Source organism: Streptomyces sp. WELS2, assembly GCF_013870595.1.
Lineage (GTDB): Bacteria > Actinomycetota > Actinomycetes > Streptomycetales > Streptomycetaceae > Streptomyces.
Genome location: NZ_JACBWZ010000419.1, coordinates 1 through 5,425 on the forward strand (window position 1 = coordinate 1; position 5,425 = coordinate 5,425).

At 71.5% G+C, this 5,425-nt stretch carries 6 protein-coding genes; 1 reads left to right on the plus strand and 5 read right to left on the minus strand.

From position 1 onward, the window contains the following. The 3 genes from H5J33_RS22105 to H5J33_RS22115 form a co-directional block, all read right to left on the minus strand. Positions 1-432, minus strand: a 432-nt coding sequence (locus tag H5J33_RS22105) for a helix-turn-helix domain-containing protein (protein ID WP_399552902.1), incomplete at its 3' end; no start/stop codon positions are given. Positions 433-648: 216 nt separating this feature from the next. Continuing rightward, a complete protein-coding gene (locus H5J33_RS22110; protein ID WP_181796658.1) occupies positions 649-1,140 on the minus strand; it encodes a DUF3017 domain-containing protein in 492 nt (163 codons plus the stop codon). Continuing rightward, positions 1,130-1,984: a bifunctional methylenetetrahydrofolate dehydrogenase/methenyltetrahydrofolate cyclohydrolase gene (locus H5J33_RS22115; protein WP_030600916.1), complete on the minus strand. Its 855-nt coding sequence runs from the start codon at positions 1,982-1,984 to the stop codon at positions 1,130-1,132. The genes H5J33_RS22110 and H5J33_RS22115 overlap by 11 nt, the downstream gene beginning before the upstream one ends. A 242-nt stretch (positions 1,985-2,226) precedes the next feature. Here H5J33_RS22115 and H5J33_RS22120 point away from each other — a divergent pair, with 242 nt between their 5' ends. Then, positions 2,227-2,793, plus strand: a complete 567-nt coding sequence (locus H5J33_RS22120) for a hypothetical protein (protein WP_181796659.1) — start codon at positions 2,227-2,229, stop codon at positions 2,791-2,793. Between the two features lie 76 nt (positions 2,794-2,869). On the opposite strand, the gene purH is transcribed toward H5J33_RS22120, so the two are convergent. Next, positions 2,870-4,435 (minus strand): bifunctional phosphoribosylaminoimidazolecarboxamide formyltransferase/IMP cyclohydrolase, encoded by a 1,566-nt coding sequence (gene purH / locus H5J33_RS22125; protein ID WP_181796660.1) that lies wholly within the window; start codon positions 4,433-4,435, stop codon positions 2,870-2,872. Then, a complete protein-coding gene (gene purN / locus H5J33_RS22130) occupies positions 4,432-5,070 on the minus strand; it encodes a phosphoribosylglycinamide formyltransferase (protein WP_181796661.1) in 639 nt (212 codons plus the stop codon). Before purN ends, purH begins: the two co-directional genes overlap by 4 nt. Positions 5,071-5,425 lie beyond the last annotated feature (355 nt).

Here is a 5,425-nt window from a genome sequence, read left to right on the forward strand (position 1 = left end):
CCCGGAGGCTTTCCCGGAGCTCTTGCCGAGCCCCTTGCCGACGTCCTGTCCGGCGCTGACGCCGGCGCCCTTCCCGGCGGCCCGGCCCACGCCCTTGGCGAGGCTCGGTCCGGTGCTCTCAGGCTCGCTCTCCCCCTCCGCGATCCGCAGTGCCTGCAGCGTGCTGCCGTCCCGCAGCTCCGCCCGGCTCCAGGCACGTTCGGCCAGTTCCCACAGGGTGGTCAGCGGGCCCGTGGGGGTGCCGGTGACCTCGGCGAGGGCGATGACCGCGCCCTTGGGCGCCAGCAGCCGGCCGTCCAGGTACCGCTCCCAGGACGTCGTGCCGTAGCCCGTCCGGTCGGCCAGTGCCGCGATGCCCAGACCGCCGCGGTCCACGAGTTGCCGCAGTTCGTCGGTGAACTCCCTGATCTGCGGGTCCAGATCGTCCGGCAAGGCTTTCCATCGAGGCATGGGTTCCCCCTCTTCCCCCGGTCGTGCTGTCGATCTCACACACCCCGGCCACCCACAGGGATGCGTTGACCAAGGATCCCAGTTCCCGGAGCCGGACGCACACAGGCGGGGGCCCACCACGGCGCGGGGACGGGGGGATACGGCAGGTGGCCCGCGTCCTCGGGGCGGAGGCGCGGGCCACCTGGCGTACGGCGGGCGCTACTTGGTGAGCGTGAAGTGCAGGATGTCCTTCAGGAAGGGCAGTTTCAGCAGCGGGTCGGGCTGGATCATCAGCGCCAGCAGGACGATCGCCAGCCCGAGGACGCCGTACGTGGCGATGTCCGTGAAGCGGGAGCGCACGGCGAGCATGCCGACGTCGGGCAGCAGCCAGCGCAGCACCGCTCCGCCCAGCAGCGCGAGACCGATGATCAGCGTGCCCGCGCGGAACGCGTCCAGCGTGGTCACCAGCAGGCCGAGCGCGACCAGGCCGACGACGGTGAGCAGCGGCCACTGCCGGGCGGGCGCCGGGGCGTCGCCGGGCGCGGCCCGCCCGCCGCCCTCGGGCCGGGCGGTGTCCTTCGTACGCCACCGCCTGGGCGGTATCCGCCCGCCGCCGCGCGGGAGGCGGCGCGCGCGGCCCGGCCCGGCCGGCGCGGCGCCCCTTTCCCGTGAGGCCGGTTCCGCGTGCCCGCGGGCGTTCTCAGCCGGCACTGCGCTCCGCCGCCTCGACCACGTTGACCAGCAACTGGGCCCGGGTCATCGGTCCGACACCGCCGGGGTTCGGGGAGATCCAGCCGGCCACCTCGGTCACGTCCGGGTGGACGTCGCCGACGATCTTGCCCTCGGCGTTGCGGGAGACGCCGACGTCCAGGACGGCCGCACCGGGCTTGACGTCCTCGGCGCGGATCAGGTGCGGGGAGCCGGCCGCCGCGATGACGATGTCGGCGCGCTTGAGGTGGGCGGACAGGTCACGGGTGCCGGTGTGGCACTGGGTGACGGTGGCGTTCTCGCTGCGCCGGGTGAGCAGCAGCGGCATCGGGCGGCCGATGGTGACACCGCGGCCGACGACCACGACCTCGGCGCCCTTGATCTCCACGCCGTGGCGGCGCAGCAGGGTGAGGATGCCGTTGGGGGTGCAGGGCAGCGGGGCGGGCTCGTTCAGGACCAGCCGGCCGAGGTTCATCGGGTGCAGGCCGTCGGCGTCCTTGGCCGGGTCCATCAGCTCCAGGACGCGGTTCTCGTCGATGCCCCGGGGCAGTGGCAGCTGGACGATGTAGCCGGTGCAGGCCGGGTCGTCGTTCAGCTCGCGGACGACCGCCTCGATCTCCTCCTGGGTGGCCGTGGCGGGCAGTTCGCGCTGGATGGAGGCGATGCCCACCTGGGCGCAGTCGCGGTGCTTGCCGGCGACGTACTTCTGGCTGCCGGGGTCGTCCCCGACCAGGATCGTGCCGAGGCCGGGCGTGACGCCCTTCTCCTTCAGCGCCGCCACGCGGGCGGTCAGATCGGACTTGATCTCGGCTGCGGTGGCCTTGCCATCGAGAATCTGGGCGGTCATGTCCCCATCCTCGCGGATGACCCGGTCCCGGTTCCAATCCGGGTGCCACGGCACGCTTGTTGATGTTGCACTTGCACAACACATCCCGGCCCGGCTGGACAAGTAAGACGCTGTTAAAGAACGATGAGCACACAGTGCCGCGGGCAGTACCGGGGGGACGGACCGCATTTCTGTAGAACTCTCCTCCGCACCGTGCCGCGCGTCGTCCCCGCACTTGAGCAACACGACGGAGGAAGTCCGCCATGAGTTTCGGCGACCCGAACAACCCCTACGGCGCCCCGCAGGCGCAGCAGCCGGGCTACGGCTACCCGCAGCAGGGCCAGCAGCCCGGTTACGGCTACCCGCAGGCGCCGCCCGTCGGCGCGTACGGCATGCCGCCGGCGCCCGAGACCATGCCCGGCACCGTCAGCGCGGCCCGGGTGATGATGTGGGTGATCGTCGCCCTGCAGGTCATCGGCGTCGGCCTGTTCGCGTTCAGCGCCCTCAGCGTGCACGCCGCGAAGAACGACAACGAACTCAGGGACGACGCCGCCTTCCAGAAGCTCGCCGACTACTCGTCGGGCCTGCTGTGGGCGTTCGCGCTGTTCGCCGCGGCCTGGGCGGTGCTCACCATCGTGCTGGCGCTGAAGTTCGGCAACGGCGGCAACGGCATCCGCATCACGACGCTGGTCTACGGCATCATCACCGCGATCCTCGGCATCTACCCGTTCATCCTCGTCGGCCTGGTGCACACCGTGCTCGCCATCCTGATCGCCTGCTTCGTCGGCGGTTCGAAGGGCTCGGCCTGGTTCAACCGCCCGCGGTACTGAGCCGCGACAGCACCGGCACACCCCACAGGCCGCGTCCCGTCCACCCGGACGGGACGCGGCCTGTGCCGTACCGGGCTCAGTGGAAGAAGTGGCGCGTGCCCGTGAAGTACATGGTCACGCCCGCCTTCTTGGCGGCCTCCACGACCTGCTCGTCACGGATCGAGCCGCCCGGCTGGACGATCGCCCGGACGCCGGCGTCGATCAGGATCTGCGGCCCGTCGGGGAAGGGGAAGAAGGCGTCGGAGGCCGCGTAGGCGCCCCGGGCCCGCTCCGCTCCGGCCCGCTCGACGGCCAGCTTGCAGGAGTCGACGCGGTTGACCTGGCCCATGCCGACGCCGACCGAGGCACCGTCCTTGGCGAGCAGGATCGCGTTGGACTTCACCGCGCGGCAGGCCTTCCAGGCGAAGGACAGCTCCCTCAGCTCCGCCTCGGACAGCGCCTCGCCGCTGGCCAGCGTCCAGTTGGCGGGGTCGTCGCCGTCGGCCTGGAGCCGGTCGGTGACCTGGAGCAGCACACCGCCGTCGATGTGCTTGGCCTCGCCCGCGTTCGTCGGGGCGCCCGGCGCCTTCAGCACGCGGATGTTCTTCTTCTTGGTGAGGGCCTCCAGCGCGCCCTCCTCGTAGTCCGGGGCCACGATGACCTCGGTGAAGATCTCGGCGACCTGCTCGGCCATCTCCTTGCTGACCGGCCGGTTCACGGCGATCACACCGCCGTACGCGGAGACCGGGTCGCAGGCGTGCGCCTTGCGGTGCGCCTCGGCGACGTCCGCGCCGACCGCGATGCCGCAGGGGTTGGCGTGCTTGATGATCGCGACGCAGGGCTCGTCGTGGTCGTACGCGGCACGGCGGGCGGCGTCCGTGTCCGTGTAGTTGTTGTACGACATCTCCTTGCCGTGCAGCTGCTCGGCCTCGGCGAGGCCGCCGGTGCCGTCCACGTACAGGGCGGCGGCCTGGTGCGGGTTCTCGCCGTAGCGCAGGGTGGCCTCGCGCGTGTAGGTGGTGCCCGTGAAGTCCGGGAAGCGGGAGTCGTCGGCGGGGGCGTAGGACGCGGCGAACCAGGAGGCGACGGCGAGGTCGTACTCCGCGGTGTGCCGGAACGCCTCGGCGGCCAGCCGCTTGCGCGCGGCGAGGTCGAAGCCGCCGTCCTCGACCGCGGCCAGCACGTCGGCGTACCGCTCAGGGCTGGTGACCACGGCCACGGACGGGTGGTTCTTGGCGGCGGCGCGGACCATGGAGGGGCCGCCGATGTCGATCTGCTCCACGCACTCGTCGGGCGACGCGCCGGAGTCGACGGTCTCGCGGAACGGGTAGAGGTTCACCACGACCAGGTCGAACGGTTCCACGCCCAGCTCGGCGAGCTGCTCGCGGTGGCTGTCCAGGCGCAGGTCGGCGAGGATGCCCGCGTGCACCTTGGGGTGCAGGGTCTTCACCCGGCCGTCCAGGCACTCGGGGAAGCCGGTCAGCTCCTCGACCTTGGTGACGGGGACGCCGGCGGCGGCGATCCGGCCGGCCGTGGAGCCGGTGGAGACCAGCTCCACACCGGCCTCGTGCAGCCCGCGGGCCAGCTCTTCGAGCCCGGTCTTGTCATAGACGCTGACAAGCGCACGGCGGATGGCCCGCTTGGCGTTGCTCTCGGCGGTCACTGGATAACTACCTTTCGTCCCTCAATGCGATAGCCGTGGCGGGCGAGCCGTCCCACGACCTCTACGAGCAGCCTTCGCTCGACTTCCTTGATGCGCTCGTGCAGCGCGCTCTCGTCGTCCTCGTCGCGGATCTCGACCACGCCCTGGGCGATGATCGGCCCGGTGTCGACGCCGTCGTCAACGAAGTGGACGGTGCAGCCGGTCACCTTGGCGCCGTACGCGAGCGCGTCGCGGACGCCGTGGGCACCGGGAAAACTGGGGAGCAGGGCCGGGTGGGTGTTGACGAAGCGGCCACCGAACCGGGCCAGGAACTCCTTGCCGACGATCTTCATGAAGCCGGCGGAGACCACCAGGTCGGGCTCGTGGGCGGCGACGGCCTCGGCGAGGGCGGCGTCCCACTCCTCGCGGGTGCCGTAGTCCTTGACCTTCCGCACGAAGGTGGTGATGCCGGCGCGCTCGGCCCGGGCCAGCCCCTCGATGCCTTCGCGGTCGGCGCCCACGGCCACGACCCGGGCGCCGTACGCCTCGGGGCCGGCGGCGGCGATCTCGTCCAGCAGCGCCTGCAGATTGGTGCCGGAGCCGGAGACCAGCACGACTAGGCGCTTGGCTGCCGGGCCGGCGGAGGTGGCGGCCACGATGGGGCCCTTTCTCGCGTTGCGATCCGTGTTCGGCCGGTTTGTACGGTCGTACGAATGCTTCACGTCCCCGGATACGGGGAAGTCTACGAAGCGGCCGGCCGTCAGCAACGATACCGGCACTCCGGACGGGCCCCTCGGGACGGGTGTCCGGCCGGACGGTAGCGTTCGCGGGGAATCACGGAAGAGCAACCTCGGGAACGCGGTCGTCGTGCGGTGCGTTCACGGAGAGGAAGCTCACGACGGAACCGCCGTAGTCACCTAGGGGAAGACGCTCTTTTGATGCCCGATCGCAGCCTGCGACACCTCACGTTCCCGCCGCGCCCGGCCCAGGGAGGCGAGCGGGGCGCCGCAC